Annotated in this window: 18 protein-coding genes; 6 read left to right on the top strand and 12 right to left on the bottom strand. The window is 74.2% G+C overall.

Annotated elements, in window-relative coordinates:
• Positions 1 to 5 precede the first annotated feature (5 nt).
• The 5 genes from AAG589_RS11570 to AAG589_RS11550 all read right to left on the bottom strand — a co-directional run bounded on the left by AAG589_RS11570 (position 6) and on the right by AAG589_RS11550 (position 3,784).
• Positions 6 to 308 carry a type II toxin-antitoxin system Phd/YefM family antitoxin gene (locus AAG589_RS11570; protein ID WP_430567405.1) on the bottom strand — a complete coding sequence of 101 codons (303 nt, stop codon included), beginning with the start codon at positions 306 to 308 and terminating at the stop codon, positions 6 to 8.
• A 167-nt stretch (positions 309 to 475) separates the two neighbouring features.
• Positions 476 to 1,258, bottom strand: coding sequence for an ABC transporter permease (locus AAG589_RS11565; protein WP_430567404.1), 783 nt, complete (start codon positions 1,256 to 1,258; stop codon positions 476 to 478).
• Complete coding sequence (locus AAG589_RS11560; RefSeq protein ID WP_430567403.1) at positions 1,255 to 2,304, bottom strand: ABC transporter ATP-binding protein; 1,050 nt, start codon at positions 2,302 to 2,304, stop codon at positions 1,255 to 1,257. The genes AAG589_RS11565 and AAG589_RS11560 overlap by 4 nt, the downstream gene beginning before the upstream one ends.
• 140 nt (positions 2,305 to 2,444) lie before the next feature.
• Entirely contained in the window at positions 2,445 to 3,371 is a 927-nt protein-coding gene (locus tag AAG589_RS11555) for a permease prefix domain 1-containing protein (RefSeq protein ID WP_430567402.1), read from the bottom strand.
• Positions 3,368 to 3,784, bottom strand: coding sequence for a PadR family transcriptional regulator (locus AAG589_RS11550; protein WP_430568012.1), 417 nt, complete (start codon positions 3,782 to 3,784; stop codon positions 3,368 to 3,370). The genes AAG589_RS11555 and AAG589_RS11550 overlap by 4 nt, the downstream gene beginning before the upstream one ends.
• 146 nt (positions 3,785 to 3,930) lie before the next feature.
• On the opposite strand from AAG589_RS11550, the gene AAG589_RS11545 reads away from it, so the two are divergent.
• On the top strand, positions 3,931 to 5,949 hold the full coding sequence (locus AAG589_RS11545; protein WP_430567401.1) for a DHA2 family efflux MFS transporter permease subunit: 2,019 nt from the start codon (positions 3,931 to 3,933) through the stop codon (positions 5,947 to 5,949).
• Between the two features lie 141 nt (positions 5,950 to 6,090).
• Here AAG589_RS11545 and AAG589_RS11540 read toward each other — a convergent pair whose 3' ends face one another.
• Genes AAG589_RS11540 through AAG589_RS11530 form a run of 3 tightly spaced genes read right to left on the bottom strand, consistent with a single transcriptional unit; the run spans position 6,091 to position 9,075 of the window.
• Entirely contained in the window at positions 6,091 to 7,323 is a 1,233-nt protein-coding gene (locus tag AAG589_RS11540) for an FUSC family protein (RefSeq protein ID WP_430567400.1), read from the bottom strand.
• 34 nt (positions 7,324 to 7,357) lie between these two features.
• Positions 7,358 to 8,512: a CAF17-like 4Fe-4S cluster assembly/insertion protein YgfZ gene (gene ygfZ, locus AAG589_RS11535; protein WP_430567399.1), complete on the bottom strand. Its 1,155-nt coding sequence runs from the start codon at positions 8,510 to 8,512 to the stop codon at positions 7,358 to 7,360.
• Positions 8,512 to 9,075, bottom strand: a complete 564-nt coding sequence (locus tag AAG589_RS11530; protein ID WP_430567398.1) for an FABP family protein — start codon at positions 9,073 to 9,075, stop codon at positions 8,512 to 8,514. The genes ygfZ and AAG589_RS11530 overlap by 1 nt, the downstream gene beginning before the upstream one ends.
• Before the next feature lie 201 nt (positions 9,076 to 9,276).
• Between AAG589_RS11530 and AAG589_RS11525 the strand changes: the two genes are divergently transcribed.
• The gene (locus AAG589_RS11525; RefSeq protein ID WP_430567397.1) at positions 9,277 to 9,663 is read left to right on the top strand and encodes a DsrE family protein; all 387 of its coding nucleotides are present in this window, start codon (positions 9,277 to 9,279) and stop codon (positions 9,661 to 9,663) included.
• Positions 9,664 to 9,853: 190 nt separating this feature from the next.
• Positions 9,854 to 10,534: a YceI family protein gene (locus AAG589_RS11520; RefSeq protein ID WP_430567396.1), complete on the top strand. Its 681-nt coding sequence runs from the start codon at positions 9,854 to 9,856 to the stop codon at positions 10,532 to 10,534.
• A 30-nt stretch (positions 10,535 to 10,564) separates the two neighbouring features.
• Here AAG589_RS11520 and AAG589_RS11515 read toward each other — a convergent pair whose 3' ends face one another.
• Positions 10,565 to 11,311 carry a hypothetical protein gene (locus AAG589_RS11515; RefSeq protein ID WP_430567395.1) on the bottom strand — a complete coding sequence of 249 codons (747 nt, stop codon included), beginning with the start codon at positions 11,309 to 11,311 and terminating at the stop codon, positions 10,565 to 10,567.
• 252 nt (positions 11,312 to 11,563) lie between these two features.
• On the opposite strand from AAG589_RS11515, the gene AAG589_RS11510 reads away from it, so the two are divergent.
• Together AAG589_RS11510 and AAG589_RS11505 are read left to right on the top strand one after the other, a co-directional pair.
• A complete protein-coding gene (locus AAG589_RS11510; RefSeq protein WP_430567394.1) occupies positions 11,564 to 12,334 on the top strand; it encodes a winged helix-turn-helix transcriptional regulator in 771 nt (256 codons plus the stop codon).
• Between the two features lie 71 nt (positions 12,335 to 12,405).
• Entirely contained in the window at positions 12,406 to 13,347 is a 942-nt protein-coding gene (locus AAG589_RS11505; protein WP_430568011.1) for an alpha/beta fold hydrolase, read from the top strand.
• Positions 13,348 to 13,474: 127 nt separating this feature from the next.
• Here the strand turns inward: AAG589_RS11505 and nth are convergent, their stop codons facing one another.
• Positions 13,475 to 14,218, bottom strand: coding sequence for an endonuclease III (gene nth, locus AAG589_RS11500; RefSeq protein WP_430567393.1), 744 nt, complete (start codon positions 14,216 to 14,218; stop codon positions 13,475 to 13,477).
• Positions 14,219 to 14,380: 162 nt separating this feature from the next.
• On the opposite strand from nth, the gene AAG589_RS11495 reads away from it, so the two are divergent.
• The gene (locus AAG589_RS11495) at positions 14,381 to 15,058 is read left to right on the top strand and encodes a Crp/Fnr family transcriptional regulator (protein WP_416345052.1); all 678 of its coding nucleotides are present in this window, start codon (positions 14,381 to 14,383) and stop codon (positions 15,056 to 15,058) included.
• A 578-nt stretch (positions 15,059 to 15,636) separates the two neighbouring features.
• Here AAG589_RS11495 and AAG589_RS11490 read toward each other — a convergent pair.
• Positions 15,637 to 16,122: a RidA family protein gene (locus tag AAG589_RS11490; protein ID WP_430567392.1), complete on the bottom strand. Its 486-nt coding sequence runs from the start codon at positions 16,120 to 16,122 to the stop codon at positions 15,637 to 15,639.
• Positions 16,122 to 16,286 (bottom strand): DUF4177 domain-containing protein, encoded by a 165-nt coding sequence (locus tag AAG589_RS11485; RefSeq protein ID WP_139820690.1) that lies wholly within the window; start codon positions 16,284 to 16,286, stop codon positions 16,122 to 16,124. The genes AAG589_RS11490 and AAG589_RS11485 overlap by 1 nt, the downstream gene beginning before the upstream one ends.
• Positions 16,287 to 16,368: the final 82 nt, after the last annotated feature.

The raw sequence follows: 16,368 nt of genomic DNA, 5'->3' as shown, positions 1-16,368 counted from the left end.
TCGCGTCAGCGCCGGATGCGCCGCACCAGGTCGGACATGCGCGATGCCGGTCGCGCCGCCGGCCGAGGTGCGGGCCGCGCGGCGGACCCGGCCTCGCCGTCGTCGGGCACGGCGTGCACCGGCCGCTCGGTGGCGGCGGGCGTGAGCAGGCCGTCGCGCACCAGCCCGGCGACGAGGTCCGCCGTCTGCACCCCCGACAGGCGGGCGACGGGGACCCCGCGATCGGTGATGACGACCTCCTCGCCCGCCCGCGCCTTCTCGATCCACGACTTGAGCTCGGCGCGCAGCGCGCTGACGGAGACCTCCATGACCGACGACCGTACCGTCCCCGCCCGGCGCCGAACAGACGCCGCCCAGGTGGTCCGCATCCTGCCGAGGTAGTCCGAGACGTGCCGAGGTAGTTCGTGCCCCCCGTGTCACGAACTACCTCGGCAGGATCCGGACTACCTCGCGGGCACTCTGACTACCTCGGCATTCAGATGGCGCGGCGGTAGGCGCGGAACGCGAGCGACGCGAGCGCGCCCATCGCCGCGACGGCGGCGGCGAGCAGCCCGAGGTGCAGCCACACGGTGCCGGGGTCGGCGAAGCCCTGCAGCGCCTCGCGCGCGGTGACGACCGCCCAGTCGAACGGGTTGTACCGCGCGACGTCGGCGATCCAGTCCGGCGCGAGCGCCGGGTCCATCACGGCCGACGACAGGAACATCAGCGGGATGGTGAGCAGCTGCGAGACGCCGATGAGCGCCTCCTGCTGCCGGGTGAGCAGCGCGACCGCGCCGGACAGCGCGGCGAACAGGCAGCTCAGCAGCGCCACGGCGACCAGCATGACGAGCACGCCGGCCCCGCCGCCCGGGAACCGCGCCCCGCCCAGCCACGCGACCCCCACGACGACCAGCGCCTGGGCGCACCCGAGCAGCGCGTACCAGGCCATCGTCGCGGACAGCAGCGCGCCCCGGCTGGTCGGCGAGGCGAGGAAGCGGTCCATGACGCCGCGGTCCATGTCCTGCACGAAGGTGGTGCCGGCCCAGGCCGCCCCACCCATCGCCGTCATCATCACGACGCCCGGCGTGAGGTACTCGAGGTAGCTCACGTCGGCGCCGCCGGCGAAGCCGGGAATCTCGATGACGGACCGGAACAGCTGCCCGAACAGCAGCAGCCAGATCATCGGCTGCAGCAGGTTCATCACCATGAACACGGGGATGCGCACGCCCTGCCGGGCCTGCCGGCCCGTGAGGAGGGCGGCCTGCGTCACGGCGCTCATGCCGCCACCCCCTCGGCCTCGGCGCGGCCGGCACCCGACGAGGCCCGGTGGGCCGCCGCCAGGCTGCGGCCGGTGTGCCGCAGGTAGACGTCGTCGAGCGTGGGCCGCGACAGCCCGGCCGCCCGCACGCCGACCCCCGCGGCGTCGAGCGCCGCGAGGAGCGCCGGGAGCGCGGTGGCCCCGGCGTCGGCGCGCGCCCGCAGCGTGCGCCCGTCTGCGGTGACGTCGACGACGCCGGTCACGCGCTCGGCCGCGGCGACCGCGGCCGCCGCGGCGGCGTCGTCGTCGAGCTCGACCGTGACGCCGTCGCCGCGCAGCTCGTCCTTCAGCGCGTCGGGCGTGCCCGCCGTGACGACGCGGCCCCCGTCCACGATGACCACCTGGTCGGCGAGCCGGTCGGCCTCCTCCAGGTAGTGCGTGGTGAGCAGGATGGTCATGCCGTCGCCGGCCGCCATCCGCTCGATCTCGGCCCACATCGCGGCGCGCGCCTCGGGGTCGAGGCCGGTGGTGGGCTCGTCGAGGAACAGCACCTGCGGCCGGTGCACCAGGCCGACGGCGACGTCCAGCTTGCGCGCCATGCCGCCGGACCAGGTCTTCACCAGGCGGTCGGCGGCGTGCGCGACGCCGAAGCGCTCGAGCAGCTCGTCGGCGCGCGCCCGGGCGTCGCGGGCGCCGAGGCCCTGCAGCCTCCCGGCCAGCACGAGGTTCTCCCGGCCCGTGCCCATGGGGTCCGTCACCGGCCGCTGGGCCACGTAGCCGATGGCGCGCCGGACGGCGGCCGGGTCCGCCACGACGTCGTGCCCGGCCACGCGTGCGGTGCCGGAGTCGGGGCGCGACAACGTCGCGAGGATCTTCACCGTGGTGGACTTCCCGGCGCCGTTCGGGCCGAGCAGGCCGAGCACGCTGCCCTGCGCGGCGGACAGGTCCAGGCCGTCGAGCGCGCGCACCGCGCGGGTGCCTCGGGCGACCGCTCGGCCGGAGCCGTACGTCTTGGTCAGGCCGGCGACGTCGATCGCGACGTCCGGCGTGGTGGGGTGTGCGGACATGTCTCCTCCATGCTGGATGGTCCAGCGGTCGAGGGGTCCGGCGCACGCCCTAGGGTGGGAGTGCGTCTCGTGGTGCGGTCGTGCACCGGACCCGAGCCACCGGTCCCGGGCGATGGCAGTCGCCCGGGACCGTTCTCGTGCTACTTCTGCTGCTCGCCCGTCGACGCGAAGAGCATCCGCGCGAGGACGAGCATCATCACCGCGAGGGCGACGACGAAGGTCAGCCAGGACCAGGCCCAGCCGACGGTGAGGCCGAGGACGACGAACACGACGAACGCCGTCAGCCAGATGACCATCGTGTAGACGCCGAACCGCGCGGCGACGGCCGGGTCCTGCTCGAAGCGGTCGTAGTGGTGCCCGGTGGCCTGCGCCCGCGCGACGTCGCGCACCCACGCCTTCTTCCGGTTGGTCTGCGTGACGCCGAGCATCGTGAACAGGACGCCGCCCACGACGAGCGACGCCGCCGCGACGACGTAGATCCACGAGGCGAACACGCCGAGCGGCACGAACACCGCGAGGAGCAGCGCGAGCACCACGAGGCCGGTGGCCAGGTAGTAGAGGCCCGCACGGTTCGCCGGCATCGGGTGGTTCGTCGTCGTCTCCTGCGACAGCGACAGCCCGACGACGAACCCGGCGGCGCTGGACGCCGTCACCAGGAGCACGGCGACCACGTGGCCCGGCAGCGGGACGACGTCGAGCGCCGCGAGCACGCAGAGCGCGACCAGGGCCGCGAACACCAGCGATGCCAGCACGACGCCGAGCACGAAGCGCGGCTTCGGGCGCACACGCTGCTGCTGGGCGACGGCGAACGCCTCCTGCAGCGGGGTGCGCGGCGCGCCGCCGGTCTCGGCCGCGACGTCCGCCTGCGCGTCGGCGACGAGCGCGCGGACGTCGCCGAGCTCGTCGAACGCGCGGCGGGCGGCGACGTCGGACGTCACCCCCTGCGCCTCGAGCTCGGCGGCCCGCGCGGAGAGGTTCGCCCGGATCTCCTCCTTGAGGTCCTGGACCTCGGGGCTCGGCTCGACGCCGGCGAACGCCTCGTCCAGGAGGCGGTGGACGGTGGTCATCGGGGGGTGTCCTTGTCTGTGCTTGTTCCTGTGCCGGTTGCTGTGCCGGTTGCTGTGCCGGTGCTCAGGAGGGAGTCGATGACGTCGCGGGTGGCCACCCACGCGGCGACGTTGCTGCGGAACACGGCCCGCCCGGCGTCCGTGATCCGGTAGTACTTGCGGCGCCCGCCCTGGGACTCGTCGCCCCAGTAGGCCTCGACCAGGCCGTCCTTGGTCAGGCGGCGGTACGTCGCGTAGAGCGTGGCCTCCTTGATCTCGTGCGCGCCGCCCGTGGCGTCGCGGATCGCCTTGTAGATCTCGAAGCCGTAGCGGTCCCCGCGACGCAGCGTCGCGAGCACGATCGTGTCGGTGTGACCACGCAGCAGGTCGGCGGAGAACGCGTCGTCCGCCGGCAAGGGGTCAGCTCGCTGCATCACGACAAGTACTGTATCTCATCAACTACTCGACGACAACGGGTGGTTCCGGGTGCCGACCTCGACCGTCCGTGGCAACGTGCGATCCGGACGGGTTTCGACAGGCTGGTTTCGACAGGCCCCACCACCGGGGCCGGGAGGCACCCATGACCGCACCGAGCGCACCTCCCGCCGAGCCGGAGGCGCTGCCGCAGCGCCGGGTGCTGGCCATCTTCGGCGGGCTCATGCTCGCGATGCTGCTCGCCGCGCTCGACCAGACGATCGTCGCGACGGCGCTGCCCACGATCGTCTCCGACCTCGGCGGCGCGGAGCACCTGTCGTGGGTCGTGACGGCCTACATGCTCGCGAGCACGGCCACCACGGTGCTGTGGGGCAAGCTCGGCGACCTCTACGGACGCAAGGCGCTGTTCATCGCCTGCATCCTCATCTTCCTGGTCGGCTCGATCCTGTCCGGCACGTCCCAGACGATGGGCCAGCTCATCGCGTGGCGCGCCGTGCAGGGTGTGGGCGGCGGTGGCCTCATGGTGCTGTCGCAGGCGATCATCGGCGACGTCGTCCCGCCGCGGGAGCGCGGCAAGTACCAGGGGTTCTTCGGCGCCGTCTTCGGCGTCTCGTCCGTCGCCGGCCCGCTGCTGGGCGGCTTCTTCGTGGACAACCTCGACTGGCGCTGGGTGTTCTACATCAACATCCCCATCGGGATCGTGGCGCTGCTCGTCGTCGCCTCCGTGCTGCCGCACATCGAGGCCGGCAAGAAGCCGCGCATCGACTACGCCGGCATCATCCTGCTCGGCCTCATCTCGACGTCCGTCGTGCTCGTCACCAGCCTCGGCGGCACCACGTGGGAGTGGGCCTCCTGGCCCGTCTACGGGATGGTCGCGGTCGCCGTCGTGTCGCTGATCGCCTTCGTGGTGGTCGAGCAGCGCGCCCCCGAGCCGGTGCTCCCCCTGCACCTGTTCCGCAGCAAGGTGTTCTCCGTGGCCGCCGTCGTCGGGTTCGTCGTCGGGTTCGCCATGTTCGGCGCGATCACCTACCTGCCGCTGTACCTGCAGACGGTCAAGGGCTCCACGCCCACCGAGTCCGGGCTCGAGATGACGCCGATGATGCTCGGCATGCTGCTGACGTCCATCGGGTCCGGGCAGCTCATCTCCCGCACCGGCCGGTACAAGATCTACCCGATCCTCGGGACGGCGATCACGGCCTGCGGGCTCTTCCTGCTGTCCCTCATGGGCCGCGACACGACGACGCTCCAGGCGGGGCTGAGCATGTTCGTGCTCGGCGCGGGGCTGGGCATGGTCACCCAGGTGCTCGTGATCGCGGTGCAGAACGCCGTGAGCTACAAGGACCTCGGCACCGCGACGTCGGGCGCCACGTACTTCCGCACCATCGGGTCCTCGGTGGGGGTCGCCGTCTTCGGCACGATCTTCGCGAACCGGCTCGCCGACGAGCTCGTCGACGGCGTCCCGGCGACGGCGCAGGGCCCGTGCGGGCCCGGGGCGCTGGCCGCGTCGACCCAGCCCCTCGTGCAGTGCCCGCCCGAGGTGCAGGACTGGTTCCTCGACGCCTACGCCGGCGCCCTGCACGTCGTCTTCCTGTGGGCGGTGCCGATCGCCGTGCTCGCCTTCGCGCTCACGTGGCTGCTGCCGGAGGTCGAGCTGCGCACCGCGACGCGCGGCGACGCGGCGTCCACCGCCGGGCAGGCGGCGGGCGAGTCGTTCGCGCTCGGCTCCGCCCGGACGTCCCTCGACGAGCTGCGCCTCATCCTGTGGCGCCGGGTCGGCAAGCTGGACCCGCTCAAGGTCTACGGCACGATCGCGCGCGACGACGACCTCACCGCCGAGGAGGCCTGGATGGTCACGCGCGTCTCCCTCAAGCGCAAGCGTTCCGTGCAGCTCATGGCCGAGCGCACGGAGGTCTCCCCCGAGACCGTCCGGGGGGTCGCGCGGGCGCTGGAGGCCCGCGGCCTCGTCGAGGTGGACGGCGACGCCGTCCTCGCCACGCCCGACGGCGACGCCGCGGCCGAGCGGATCCGCGAGGCGGAGCGGCAGCGGCTGCGGCGGTACGTCGCCGAGTGGCCCGGCGGGGACGAGCCCGAGGTCGACGAGCTGGTGGAGCAGCTCGCGCACCAGCTCCTGGCCGACGACACCGACGTCGTCGAGCACCGGTGACGCCGGCCGCTGAACTACCTCACCGCAGGTTGAACTACCTCGGCACGGGTTGAACTACCTCGGCACGACCTGAACTACCTCGGCACGTCCCGAACTACCTCGGCGCGGGCTGGACTACCTCGCGGGTACCTCTCTGCCGGGTCACATCTCGGGGAGGGAGTCGCGGGCCTCGTCCGGCGACAGGCCGGCGGCCTCGAGCGTGTCGACGACCGGGGAGCGCAGCAGGAGCACCAACGACTGCACCTGCCAGTGCCCCTCCCCGAGCGAGCGCGGGTCGACGTCGTGGGCGACCTCGGCGAGCGCGTCGCGCGCCTGCGCCAGCCCGGTCCCCGACCCCAGCGCCGACGCGAGCAGGCGCACCCCGTGCGCGTACCGGACGACGAGATCGGCCACCGGGTCGACCTCCGGGTCGACCGTCGGGGGCGCGGGCATCCCGCCCGAGAGCGGCACGGCGGCCACCCGGTGGTCCGTGTCGTCCTCCTCGAGCATGCCGAGGGAGCGGAGGGTCGCCGGGACGCGCCGGGCGAGCACGCGCACGCTGCGCATGGCCCGGTCGACGAGGACCGCCTGGGCGGCGAGCCGCGTGATCTCGGCGCGGTGCACCCGGTTGACGCTGACCCGCGCGATCTCGTCCGACTTGGTCGCCACGTCGTGCCAGTCCTCGAGCACCTTCTCGGCGGCGCGCCCGCGCACCAGGGCCGCGGCCAGCTCGTCCGCGTCCCCGTCTCGCAGGCCGCGCGCGACCGACTCCAGGGTGAGCGCCAGCTCGCGCGTCGCCTCCTGGGCGAGGGAACGGATGCGCCGCCGCGGGTCGCCAGGGGTGATCAGCGCGACGAGCAGCGCCACGCCGCCGCCCACCAGCGCGTCCGTCCAGCGGCCCACGGCACCGTTCGTCGCGACGGAGGCCGGCAGGCCCACGACGACGCCGGCCTGCACGCCGGCCTGGATGGTCACGAGCGGGCCCCGGTCGAGGAACCGGGCGAGCGTGGCCGAGATCGCCATCACCAGGGCGATCTGCCACCACCCCGAGCCGATGACGTGCACCATGAGGTCGCCCAGCGCCACGCCGAGGGCCACGCCGACGGCCACCTCGGCCACCTTGCGCAGCTCGCGGTCGAAGCTGAAGCCGAGGCAGACCCAGGCGGCCACGGCGGCGAAGAACGGCTGGGAGTGCCCGAGGACGAAGGTCGCGATGCCGTAGGCGACGCCGGCGGCGAGCGACGCCTGCACCACGGGCCAGAAGGAGACCCGCACCCGCGAGATCCCCTGCCGCACCCGGATGCGGCCGGGCAGGGTGCGCAGGGCGGCGCGGGCCGCCGCGCCGGCGCGGCGGGACACCGCCGCGTCGCCGCGCCCCGCGCCCCCGCCGCTCACGCCGTCTCCGTCGCCCGTCGCCGCACCGCGCGCCTCAGAGCAGGCTCTGCGGGGCGTCCGGTCCGCGCGGCGTGAGGCCGCGGGCCAGCGGCCCGTGCGCCTCGGGCCGGTCGGCCGAGACGCCGTCGCCCGGCACCACGACCTCCTGCGCCGCCGCGACCTGCAGCTCCTGCCCGCCGACGTCGCCGACGACGGTCAGCTCGGCGTCCTCGGGCGCGGAGCGCTTGATCACCGCGAGGGCGACCGGCCCGAGCTCGTGGTGCCGCGCCACCGTGGTCACGGTGCCGACCGCGCGCCCGTCGGCCCCGCCGACGAACACCTGGGCGCCGGCCTCGGGGACCACGTGCTGGGACCCGTCGAGGTGCAGCAGCACCAGGCGCCGGGGCGGGCGGCCCAGGTTGTGCACCCGCGCGACGGTCTCCTGGCCGCGGTAGCAGCCCTTGTGCAGGTGCACGGAGGTGCGCAGCCAGTCGAGCTCGTGCGGCACGCTGCGGTGGTCGACCTCGTGCGCCAGCCGCGGGCGCCACGCCTCGACGCGCAGCGCCTCCGTGGCCCACGTGCCGGCGAGCCGCCACCCGGCGGCCTCGCGCTCGGCGACCGCGGACTCCAGGTCGGCGCGCGGCACCAGGACCAGCCGCCAGGGGCGGTCGAGGCCGGGGTGCTCCGTCTCGGGCGGCCCGTACCGGGTGCCGCCGGCCGCGACGCGCGGCCACGTGTCCCACCAGGTCACCGGCTCGCCCTCGGCACCCTCGGCCGCGACGGGCTCCCCGATCGCGGCGTACTCGGCGGAGAGGTCGTCGATCTCGACCCGCATCATGAACTTCATGCGCTCGAGCCAGGCGGCGAGCGGCGCGGCGTGATCACCCTCGGTCACCAGCCAGGTGGCCTCTCCGTCGTCGACGACGCCGGCGGCGTGCTCGACATGGCCCTGCGGGGACAGCACCAGCAGCTCGGTGGAGGTGCGCGGCGGCAGCGCCTGCACGTCCTGCGAGGTGATCGAGTGCAGCCAGGACAGCCGGTCGGGGCCGGCGACGCGCACGATGCCCAGGTGCGACTGGTCGACGACGGCGCCGCCGCGCACCAGCGCGCGCTGCTCGGCCACCGGGTCGCCGTAGTGCCAGGCCACGCCGGCGTCGGCGCCCGTGGCGGCCACGGCGCCCTGTCGGGCCAGGAGCGGGGAGTCGGCCATCAGGCGACCTCGACCCGGTCCAGCTGCGCGGAGGCGTACGAGCCGAGCGGGTGCCCGAACGCGGCGAGCTCCTCGACCCACATCAGGCGACCCTCCACCAGGCCGTACAGGCGCTTCGCGGCCGTGACCTCGGCGGCGGTCGAGGTGCGGGCCACGAAGTCGGTGGCCAGGTCGATGCGCCCGTTGCCCGCGACGCCGAGGAACAGGGAGAGCCGGCCCGACGCGTCGGTGACGAGCACCTCGAGCGCGTGCCGGTCGTCCTCCAGTCCCTCGGGGCGGTCGCTCGACACGCGCCAGTAGCCGGTCTCCGTCGACCACACGGTGTCGGGCTCGTCGTCGCCCGTGTCGGCGCCCTCGCCGTCGGCGGCGGCCGCGGAGCGCACGCGCAGCGTGGACTCGAAGCGCAGGTACGGCCCGCCGTCGTGGTCGAAGACGAGGTCGTGCACGAACGGCGTCTCGTCGATGCCGGTGTACTCGATCACGCCCTCGCCCCGCCAGCGGCCCACGAGCCACGCGAGCGGGTAGACCTCGGGCGCGAGGCCCTCGGGGAAGGCGAAGGGCATCAGCGCTGGCCCTGGAACAGCTTGTAGACGACGTACCCGGCGAACCAGAGGATCGTGACCGTCACGACGACGAGCAGACCGGTGAACACTGCCTCGAGAGCGTTGATCGACATGCCGCGATCCTACCCAGCCGCACCGGGCCGGTCAGTGTGAGCGGTCGCACGCCGCGCGCGAGGGCGTGCGTGAGTAGTGTCGCCGCCCATGAGCACCTCCACCGCTGCGGCGCCCGCGCGCTCGCTCGTGATCAAGACCACGTCCGGGACGGACCGGGCGGAGGCCGCCAACCAGGCCCTCACCGTCGCGGCGGCCGCCGTCGCCGCCGGCGCCGAGGTGAGCCTGTGGCTCACCGGGGAGGGGGCGTGGTTCGCCGTCCCCGGCCGCGTCGCGGAGCTGGACCTCGAGCACGCGGCGCCGGCCACCGACCTGCTCGACGCCGTCCTCGCGGCCGGCACGGTCACGCTCTGCACGCAGTGCGCCGCCCGTCGCGGCCTCGGGCCCGACGACGTCCTGCCGGGCGTGCGGATCGCCGGGGCCGCCGTCTTCGCCGAGGAGGTGCTGCGGCCGGGCGCCCAGGCGCTCGTCTACTGACGCCACCACCGCCGCCGCGCCCCCTCCTGTGAGGCACACCACCCGGCGCGCGGACGCACTCCCGCCGGGCGCCTCCCGTGCCGTAGATTGAACGTTGAAGCATCCGTCGTCCCGCCACGGAGCATCTCCCCGCAGCCCGCGCCACCGGCGCGCGACCACACACCGACGTCCTGATCCCGGAGAACGCCCCATGACCTCGCCCACCCGGACCTGGAACGACCTCGTCATCCCGGCGGCGGGGACGTACCTCCTCGACGAGGCGCACAAGCGTCTGGGCTTCCTCGCGATGCACATGATGGTCAGCCCGGTGCGCGGGGAGTTCCCGGTCGGCACCGCGACGCTGCACGTCGCCGAGGACCCGCTGCAGTCATCCGTGTCGGCCACGCTGGAGACCGCGACCATCACGACGCACAACCCGGACCGCGACACCCACCTGCGCAGCCCCGACTTCCTCGACGTCGAGAACTACCCGACGATCGAGTTCCGCAGCACCGGGATCGAGTGGCGCACCACCCAGGAGGACCCGATGTTCTCCTGGGCGCGGCTGAAGGGCCGCACGCCCGGCCGCGCGCCCGCCCCGCAGCAGGCCATGCGCACGTCCGCGAAGTTCGTGCTGCACGGCAACCTCACGATCCGCGGCGTCACGCACCCGATCGCGCTGAACGCCGAGTTCGGCGGCGCGCGGCGCGACCCCTTCGGCAACGACATCTTCGGCTTCAACGCCACGGCGGACTTCGAGCGGGAGAAGTACGGGCTCACCTGGAACGTCGCGCTCGAGGCGGGCGGCGTGCTCGTCGCCAAGACGGTGCGCATCGAGCTCGCGGGCGAGGCCATCCGCCAGGCCCCGCCGGAGCCGGCGCCCGCGATCTGAGCCGGGCCCTCAGGTCTGCTACCGGCTCGGCTACGCCAGCACCAGGCGGCCGACGACGAACACCAGGATGCCGCCGACGGCGACCGGTGCCGTGACGGCGGCGAGCACCGCCCGGCGGCCGGTCAGCGCGGGCTGACGCTCGAACAGCAGCCGCAGCACCGCCACCACCAGGCCCGTCACGGCGCCCGCGACCAGCCCGCTCACCGGGTCGATCGACGGCAGCAGCGTCGCCGCGCCGCCCGCGGCCGCGGCGCCCAGCACCACCCCCACGAGCGAGCCCGCCCAGCCACGCGCGACCGGCGTCGCCGACACCGCCGCGGCGACCGCGAGGCCCAGCGCGCTGACGACCACGAGCGACGCGCCCGCCTCGGACCGCCCGGCGGCCACCCAGCCGGAGGCGCACACCGCGACGACGGCCCCGGTCACCGTGCCGCTCACGGACTCCACGAGCCGGGGCCGCCCGCCGCGGCGCAACATCTCCGCGACGAACGCGAGCACCAGCGCCATCGCGAGCACCAGGGGCACGTTGCGCAGCACCGGCTCGCCCTGGGTGGCCCACGCGACGGCGACCGCGCCCAGCCCGGCGAGCGCCACGACGACCGTCGTCCCGCCCTGCGCCGGGAGCCGCAGCAGCGGCGCCCACCCGATCGCGAGGAGCACCACGAGTGCGCCCGCGACCGCGGTCAGGGGCAGGATCCCGTAGTCGTCGAGGGCCGCGGCGGCCGCCACGACGGCGGAGAGGACGGCCGTCCAGACGGCACGGGTGGTCACGGTCACGACGACGAGTGTCGCAGACCGCGCGGCCCCGCCCGCGGTCGCCGACCACCTCACGGACACCTCCGGGCGGTCCCCGTCACAGTCCGGTCGTCGATCGGAAACGCGCCCGCAACACGGTTCGGGGCAGACTGCGGGAACCGGTCGCACGGCCGGGACGGGTGCGGTGTGATCGACACCGCACCGCGGTACGTTGGCGGACGCACCTGTCGGACGCTGTCGAACGGACCGTCCGACGACCGGGAGGAGGTGCCGGTGGCCGAGCTGTTGATCCTCACGCCCGCCTCCGGCGGGTCGGTCGAGGTGCTGCCCGCGCTGGGCCTGCTGAACCACCGGATCCGGGTGCTGCCCATGGAGCCGTCGGCCCTGGTGGACGCCCCCGACTCCGACGTGGTGCTGCTCGACGCGCGCCGGGACCTCGTCGCCGCCCGCACCACGTGCCGGCTCCTGCACGCCACGGGCCTCACCGTGCCGCTCGTGCTCGTGCTCACCGAGGGCGGGCTCACCGTCGTCACGCACGAGTGGGGCGCCGACGACCTGCTGCTCGAGAACGCGTCGCCCGCCGAGGTGGAGGCGCGGCTGCGGCTCGTCGTGGAGCGGTCCGCGCGCGGCCCCGTCGACGACGGTCCGCAGGAGATCGCCGCGGGGGACCTCGCCATCGACGCCGGCGGGTACACCGCCCGCCTGCGCGGACGGCCCATCGACCTCACCTACAAGGAGTTCGAGCTCCTCAAGTACCTGGTGCAGCACCCCGGCCGCGTCTTCACCCGCGCGCAGCTGCTGCAGGAGGTCTGGGGCTACGACTACTACGGCGGCACCCGCACGGTGGACGTCCACGTGCGGCGCCTGCGCGCGAAGCTCGGCCCCGAGCACGAGCAGCTCATCGGCACGGTGCGCAACGTCGGCTACCGGTTCGACCCGCCCAAGGAGCCGCGGCCGACCGAGGGCGAGGACGCCGAAGGCACAGGCGGCGCTGCGGCGTCGGACGGCTCGGGCACGGCCGGGCGGGCCGCTTCCGCCCGCTGAACCACCCGCTGACGCCGCGCCCCGCACGGGCCACGGCCGGCCGCAACGGGTAGGTTCGACCGGTGACCGCGATGTCGGACTCCAGCGACTTCTCCAGCGCCCTGGTCGACGGACCCTGGCGGCACGAGCTCGTGCCCGCGAACGGCGCCCGCTTCCACGTGGCGCTCGCCGGGCCCGACCGGGCCAACGGCGGGCGCAGCCCGCTCGTCGTGCTGCTGCACGGCTTCCCGCAGTTCTGGTGGGCGTGGCGGCACCAGATGGCGCAGCTCGCGGACGCCGGGTACCGGGTGGCCGCGATGGACCTGCGCGGCGTCGGCGCCTCGGACAAGCCGCCGTCCGGCTACGACGTGCCGACCGGCACCCAGGACGTGGCCGGCGTGATCCGTTCGCTCGGCCACGACCGGGCGGTCGTCGTCGGGCACGGCACCGGCGGCGTGACCGCGTGGGCGATGGCCCGGCTCCAGCCCGCCGTGACCACCGCCGTGGCCGCCGTCTCGGCCCCGCACCCCGGCCGCCTGCACGTGTCGGGCCGCCGGCTGCTGACCCCGCTGGCCCGCCGCCTGCTCGCGGCCTACCAGCTGCCCACGCTGCCCGAGCGGCGCCTCGTCGACGGCGACCAGGTGGCGCGCGTGCTGCGCGACGGCGCCGCACGCCCCCTGGGCACGGACGCGTTCGAGCTGTACCGCACCGTGATGCGGATCCCGTTCGCGGCGCACACCGTCATGGAGTCGCTGCGTTGGATGGTCCGCTCGACGCCGCGGCCCGACGGGCGCCGCTACCTCGCCGCGCTGCGCCAGCCGGTCGACGTCCCGGTGCTCCAGGTGCACGGCGAGCTCGACGGCTTCCTGGACCCCCGGGCCGCCCCCGTCGACGGCGCGGCGCTCGCCCGCGACTTCCGCTACGAGACCGTCGACGGCGCCGGGCACTTCCTGCCCGAGGAGGCCCCCGACGAGGTCGGCAAGCTGCTCGTCGACTGGCTGGAGCACGCCGTCGCGCGCCCGGTCGTCGGTTGAGCTTGTCGAAACCCAGTTCGTGGATCTCGACAGGCTCAATCACCGAGGTCGCTGGTTGAGCCTGTCGAACCCCACCACCGCTGGTTGAGCCTGTCGAAACCCGGCTCGCGGATGTCGACAGGCTCGATCACCGAACGGGGCCGGGCTTGACCAGCTTCGCCGCCGCCACCGGGTCCGTCTCCCCGATCCCGAACGACGGGCACCAGCGCGCCACCGGGCACGCCCCGCACGCCGGCCGCCGCGCGTGGCACCGGCGCCGCCCGTGCCACACCAGGTGGTGGCTGAGCATCGTCCAGTCCTTCTTCGGGAACAGGGCGCCGACCTCGTGCTCGACCTTGACCGGGTCCTCCTGGTCGGTCCAGCCGAAGCGCCGCGCCAACCGGCCGAAGTGCGTGTCCACCGTGATGCCGGGAACGCCGAACGCGTTGCCCAGCACGACGTTCGCCGTCTTGCGCCCGACGCCCGGCAGCGTCACCAGGTCCTCGAGGCGGTGCGGGACCTCGCCGTCGAACCGCTCGACGAGCGCCTGCCCCAGCCCGATGATCGAGCGCGTCTTGGCGCGGAAGAAGCCCAGCGGCTTGAACAGCTCCTCCATCTCGGCCGGGTCCGCACCCGCGTACGCGGCGGCGTCCGGGTACCGGGCGAAGATCGCCGGCGTCGTGGCGTTGACCCGCACGTCCGTGGTCTGCGCCGACAGCACCGTCGCCACCAGCAGCTCCAGCGGCGTCGTGAAGTCCAGCTCCGCGCGGGCGTCCGGGTACGTCACCGCCAGCTCGCGGTCGATGCGGCGCGCGCGACGCACCAGCGCGACGCGCGACTCCCCGGTGGGCGTCGCGTCGGCAGTGGTCACGGAGGCTGGCGTCGTCGGCACGTGGCGAGCCTAGCGACGCCCGCCGACACCGCCCCTCGGCGCTTCGTCGCGCCGCGATTTGGTGCGGTGAGGCAGACTGAGAACCGGAACACACCCTCTTGACAACCACTGGACGACCCGACCCACCCGGGAAGGCCGCCCCTGAACCACGTGAGGAATCCTGTGGACGACACCGTCGTGCTCTCCGCCCCTCTCTTCGCGGACATGGAATCCGAGGAGACGAAGGCGCTCTTCGAGTCCATGGTCCCGGTCGAGCTGACCCGCGGGGACGTCCTCTTCCGCGAGGGCGAGCCCGGCGACCGGCTCTACGTCATCGCGCAGGGCAAGATCAAGCTCGGCCGCCGGTCGAGCGACGGCCGCGAGAACCTGCTGTCGATCCTCGGCCCCGGCGAGATGTTCGGCGAGCTGTCCCTGTTCGACCCGGGCCCCCGCACCGCGACGGCCTCGTCCGTGTCCGACGCGCTCGTCTACGAGCTGCGCCACCAGGCCCTCGTGCAGTGGATCGCCGCGCACCCCAGCGTCGCCACGACCCTGCTCGGCGCCCTGGCCCGCCGCCTGCGCCGCACCAACGAGACCCTCGCCGACCTCGTCTTCTCCGACGTCCCCGGCCGTGTCGCCAAGGCCCTCCTGGACCTCTCCGCCCGCTTCGGCGAGCCGAACGACGACGGCATCCGCGTGGCCCACGACCTCACCCAGGAGGAGCTCGCCCAGCTCGTCGGCGCCTCCCGCGAGACGGTCAACAAGGCCCTGGCGGACTTCGCGACCCGCGGTTGGGTGCGTCGCGAGGGGCGCGCGGTCGTCCTCCTCGACATCGACCGGCTGGAGCGCCGGGCTCGCTGACCCCTCGCTGGTTGAGCCTGTCGAAACCTCTCAGGCCGGCCACGGCCGGGCCGAAACCCTCTCGCTGTCGCAGGCGGCAGAGGCGTTCTTCGCGCGGTCGCGTTCACGGGCGCCAGGGCGCCCTCCACTTCGGGACTTCTACGACCGCGCGAAGAACGCCCCTCCCGCCTGCCCTGCTGTCTGCTCGCGGTCCTGACGCTCGACGACGGCGCGACCACCGCTTCCTCGCCGGCCGACGCGCGCCTCGGGGCCCGCTCGTGCCGTCGTGCGGTCACGGAGAGGGCGCGCTCCCTCGTGGTGGGGGATCTGCCGGCGCCGTACCCCGACCGGGGAGCCGCACCCGTCCCCACCTGAAACCGGGGCGGCTGGGGCCGCACATCGCGCGACGCTCCGTGCCCAGCGCCATCGCGCGCGAACGAGGAGACGGCGCGCAAGACGATGCAGGAGCGGGTGGGGACGAGGTCCTTCGCCAGGTCGTAGAAGTCCCGAAGTGGAGGGCCCCCTGGGGCCCGTGAACGCGACCTGGCGAAGGACCTCGTCCCCGCCCGCGTCCGCAACCAAGAGCAGCGGACAGAACCTCAGGAGAGTTCGACGACCAGCTCCACCTCGACGGGCGAGTCCAGCGGAAGCACCGAGACCCCGACAGCAGAACGCGCGTGCACGCCCGCGTCGCCGAAGATGTCGCCGAGCACGGTCGACGCGCCGTTGATCACGCCGGGCTGGCCGGTGAACGACGGGTCGGAGGCGACAAAGCCCGTCACCTTGACGATCCGCGCGCCGTCGAGCGTGCCCACGAGGGAACGGACGGCGGCGAGGGCGTTGAGCGCGCAGGTGCGTGCCAGGTCGGCGGCGGTGTCGGGGGCGACGAGGCCGTCCCCCTCCCCCACCTTGCCGGTCACCGGCAGCGCGCCGTCGACGAAGGGCAGCTGGCCGGCCGTGTAGACGTACTGACCGGAGCGGACGGCGGGGACGTAGGCCGCGACGGGCGCGGCGACGTCTGGCAGGGCGATGCCGAGCTCGGCGAGCCGCGACTCCGGCGTCGCGCCGTTGTCCGTGCCGCCCATCACTGCCCGCCGGAGGGGCGCTTGAGGTAGGCGACCAGGTTGGTGCTGTCGGGGCCGGGGACGACCTGGACGAGCTCCCACCCGTCGGCCCCCCATTGGTCGAGGATCGCCTTGGTGTTGTGGATCAGCAGGGGGATGGTCGCGTACTCCCACGTGGTAGCCATGCCGCGATCGTAACCAGCGACCGCCCCGACCGCCGTCGTCCCGTCGCTCCCACGACCGGTCCACACGATCTGCACAGCGCCG

It is taken from the genome of Isoptericola sp. F-RaC21 (genome assembly GCF_038593535.1).
Taxonomy (GTDB): domain Bacteria; phylum Actinomycetota; class Actinomycetes; order Actinomycetales; family Cellulomonadaceae; genus Isoptericola.
Note: the sequence above shows the minus strand (reverse complement) of the source record. Positions and strands in the feature narration are given on the sequence as shown.